This window comes from Accumulibacter sp., assembly GCF_032229525.1.
Lineage (GTDB): Bacteria > Pseudomonadota > Gammaproteobacteria > Burkholderiales > Rhodocyclaceae > Accumulibacter.
In genome coordinates this window covers 1-2,932 of record NZ_JAVTWB010000190.1, presented here as the reverse complement: position 1 = coordinate 2,932, position 2,932 = coordinate 1, and the positions used below count along the sequence as shown (strand labels likewise).

General features: G+C 63.7%; 3 protein-coding genes. 1 reads left to right on the top strand and 2 read right to left on the bottom strand.

Going from position 1 to position 2,932, the window contains the following annotated elements:
- Positions 1 to 871 (bottom strand): TolC family protein (locus RUW20_RS14930; protein WP_313953023.1); only part of this gene is annotated, 871 nt, incomplete at its 3' end.
- 18 nt (positions 872 to 889) lie between these two features.
- On the bottom strand, positions 890 to 2,014 hold the full coding sequence (locus tag RUW20_RS14925) for an AI-2E family transporter (RefSeq protein WP_313953022.1): 1,125 nt from the start codon (positions 2,012 to 2,014) through the stop codon (positions 890 to 892).
- Positions 2,015 to 2,256: 242 nt separating this feature from the next.
- Here RUW20_RS14925 and RUW20_RS14920 point away from each other — a divergent pair, with 242 nt between their 5' ends.
- Positions 2,257 to 2,877: an integrase core domain-containing protein gene (locus RUW20_RS14920; RefSeq protein ID WP_409559373.1), complete on the top strand. Its 621-nt coding sequence runs from the start codon at positions 2,257 to 2,259 to the stop codon at positions 2,875 to 2,877.
- The last annotated feature ends 55 nt before the right edge of the window (positions 2,878 to 2,932 follow it).

The following is a 2,932-nucleotide window of genomic DNA, read 5'->3' as shown; positions in this document are numbered from 1 at the left end:
CGGCGGGCATGTCCGAGATCAGCTCCAGTTGCGCGTTCGGAATACGGCCCCGACCAGCGACCATTTCGGGCAGCGGTCCGGGTGCTCGGACGAGCAGCGTGCCAAGCGCGTTCTGCGCCTGCCGCAGGCCGCTCTCCAGCTGCGGAATGCTGGCCAGCGTACTCAGGTACTGGCTCTTGGCCTGCTGCACGTCGAGTTCCGCGTCATTGCCACTCTTGAACCGCCGCTCGGTGATTTGCAGGCTGCGCGCCTGAACTGCAGCGTTCTCGCCAGCGATCTGCAAACGCACCTCGAGGGTACGAATCGACGCATACAGGGTCGCGACCTGCGCCGCCATCAACACCTGCACATCATCGTACTGCGCCAGACTGGCAAAATAACTGGCATCGGCGGCCTCGATACTGCGCCGGAACTTGCCCCACAGGTCGAGTTCCCAGCCGATACCGAAGCCCAGCCCATAGCTGCTGAAGGCACTGTTCGGCCCACCGTCCTGACGCTGCCCGACGCGCAGTGCGTCGCCGCTGAGCTGCTGCACCTGCGGGTAGAGCGTGCTCCCGGCGATACCGAGATTGGCGCGCGCCTCGAGAATCCGCAGGCCGGCAATGCGTACATTGGGGTTGCGGCGCAACGCCTCGTCGATCAGCGCATCGAGCACTGGGTCGTCGAGGCTGCGCCACCATTCGGCAGTGACCGCCGATGAACTCCCTTTCCGTTCCGCTGGAAGCGCTGCCAGCGCTTCCAGTGACCCGCCGGACCAGTCGGCCAGCCAGGACGGCAGCAGCGGCGCCTTGAAGTCAGGCCCCACCGTGGTGCAGGCGCTGAGTACGAAAGCCGCGCTGACGGCCAGGAGCCGCGCGCCTGTTCGACTCACCGGCACCGGCACGCGGCCTCAGGCGACCGACTGCGAATCATCCCCAGCCTGCTCCACCTCGTCGCGCGCTTCCACCCAGCCCATAAAAATCTGGTACCCCAGGGCCAGCAAGGTTGCGCCGACGAACATCCCGAGGATGCCGCTGGCGGCCATGCCGCCCAAAGCGCCGAGCAAGACCACCGGCATCGGCGCATCGACGCCGCGACCGAGCATCAGCGGTTTCAGCACGTTGTCCGCCGAACCGGCAACGACAAGCAGGACGCTGTAGCTGGCCGCGGCAACGGTGCTGTAGTCGCCGAGGGTCCACATATAGGCAATCGCCGGCAAGGTAATCAGTAGTGCCGGGATCTGCGCAATGCCCAACAGCAGCATGATCAGCGCCAATACGCCGGCCCAGGGAATGCCGGCGACCATCAAGGCCAGGCCGACGATGATCGCCTGGATGAAGGCCACCCCGATGACCCCCATGGCAACCGCACGCACCGTTGCCGTCGACAGCTTGTTGAACTCTTCACCGCGCGCCTTGCCGACCACGCGATGAAATATCGCCCGCGCGCCCCGCTCGCCCGACTCACCGAAGGCCATGATCACGCCGGCAATGATGAACGAGAACAGGAACAGCAGCATGCCGCTGCCAATGCTGGCAACCACCCCCAGAGCTTTTTTGGCCAGGCTGCCGATCTGCGGTTGCAGCTTGTGGATCAACGTCGGCAGGTCCGTGTGCGCCATCGACCAGGCCGCCGCGAGCCTCTCGCCGATCAGCGGCCAGTCGGCCACTTTTGCTGGGGGCGCCGGAATCTCGAAAGTATTCTGCTTGATGCTGGCGATCAGCTGATGAATCGAATCGCCCATCGAACTCGCCAGCAGCGCGGTCGGCACGACGATCAAGGCGATGCCCGCCAGGACCAGCAGGGTCGCCGCGCGACCCTGCTTGCCGCCAAGGCCATTGGCCAGTTTTTGATGCAGCGGATAGAGGGTGATAGCCAGAATCAGCGCCCACATCATCAAGCCCAGAAAAGGCGAGAAAATCCGGTAGCAAAGCATCACCAGAGCAAGGACCAGGCCGGCCCTGATGAAGACATCCAGAAGCTTGTCTGACAGGCGTTTCTCGAGCTCGAGATCAGGCTTGAATGGCATATTCATTGCGTGGCAATTCCCTTTCCGAGAGGTCGGCATACACAGGACGCGTGTAACCTGATTTCAAGGCACTGCGCTTCCAGCCGCTCACGGCGGCGTCACGCCTTGTCAGGCACCAGCCCGAAACTGGCGGCGGCGACCTGACAGCTACCGTTGCGAGTCCATGGGCGGAGTCCGGAGGCATACCCTTGACTCAAGAGCGGGCAGCCGCAACGGCTCTTGAAGCCCACCCGGATAGCACGCGAGAAGTGTCGTGTTCATGCGCAGTTCATGGTAGTGGTAGTTATGATAACGCCGCCGCCGACGCTTGTCGCCCGGCCCTGCCGACTGAGCGCGGGCCGCTACTGGCCGCGACAAGGCTCGCCGACGTCTGGAGCATGGATTTTGGTAGTGGTGCATTGACCAGCGGGCGGCGACTCAAGTGCCTCACCGTGGCAGGCGACTTCAGTCGTGAGTGCGTTAACATCGGCGTCGATCTATCCATGCGCGGCAGCTACGTCATCCGGGTATTGGACCAGGCGGCCAGGTGCCGCGGTGATCCGCGCTCGGTACGCACGGTAGGTACCGAGCGCGGCCCGGAATTCACCGCTCGAGGCTTCATGAGCTGGGCTCAAGTCAGAGGAATCGAACACCTGTTGATCCAGCCCGGACGGCCGATGCAAAACGCTTTCGTCGAACGCTTCAATGGCAGATTTCGGGATGCGCGTCGAAATGAGAACTGGTTTGTAACGCTGGCTCAAGCCAGAGAAGCCGTCGCGGTGTGGCGACACGATTACAACGAAGTCGAGCCGCAAGGCAACATCGGGCGCACCCCGCCTGCAGCATTCGCCGCCCCGGCAGAGCCAAAGGTCTCCTTTGGCAGGCGCTAGCCCAGCGCTCGGGCGTAAGTGGCGTTGTCGGCCTGGTAGCAGCCGCAGGAAGCGG

What these genes read in the sequence shown, in the direction of transcription:
- RUW20_RS14925 (WP_313953022.1), bottom strand. Translation starts at nt 2,014, where the DNA reads ATGAATATGCCATTCAAGCCTGATCTCGAGCTCGAGAAACGCCTGTCA.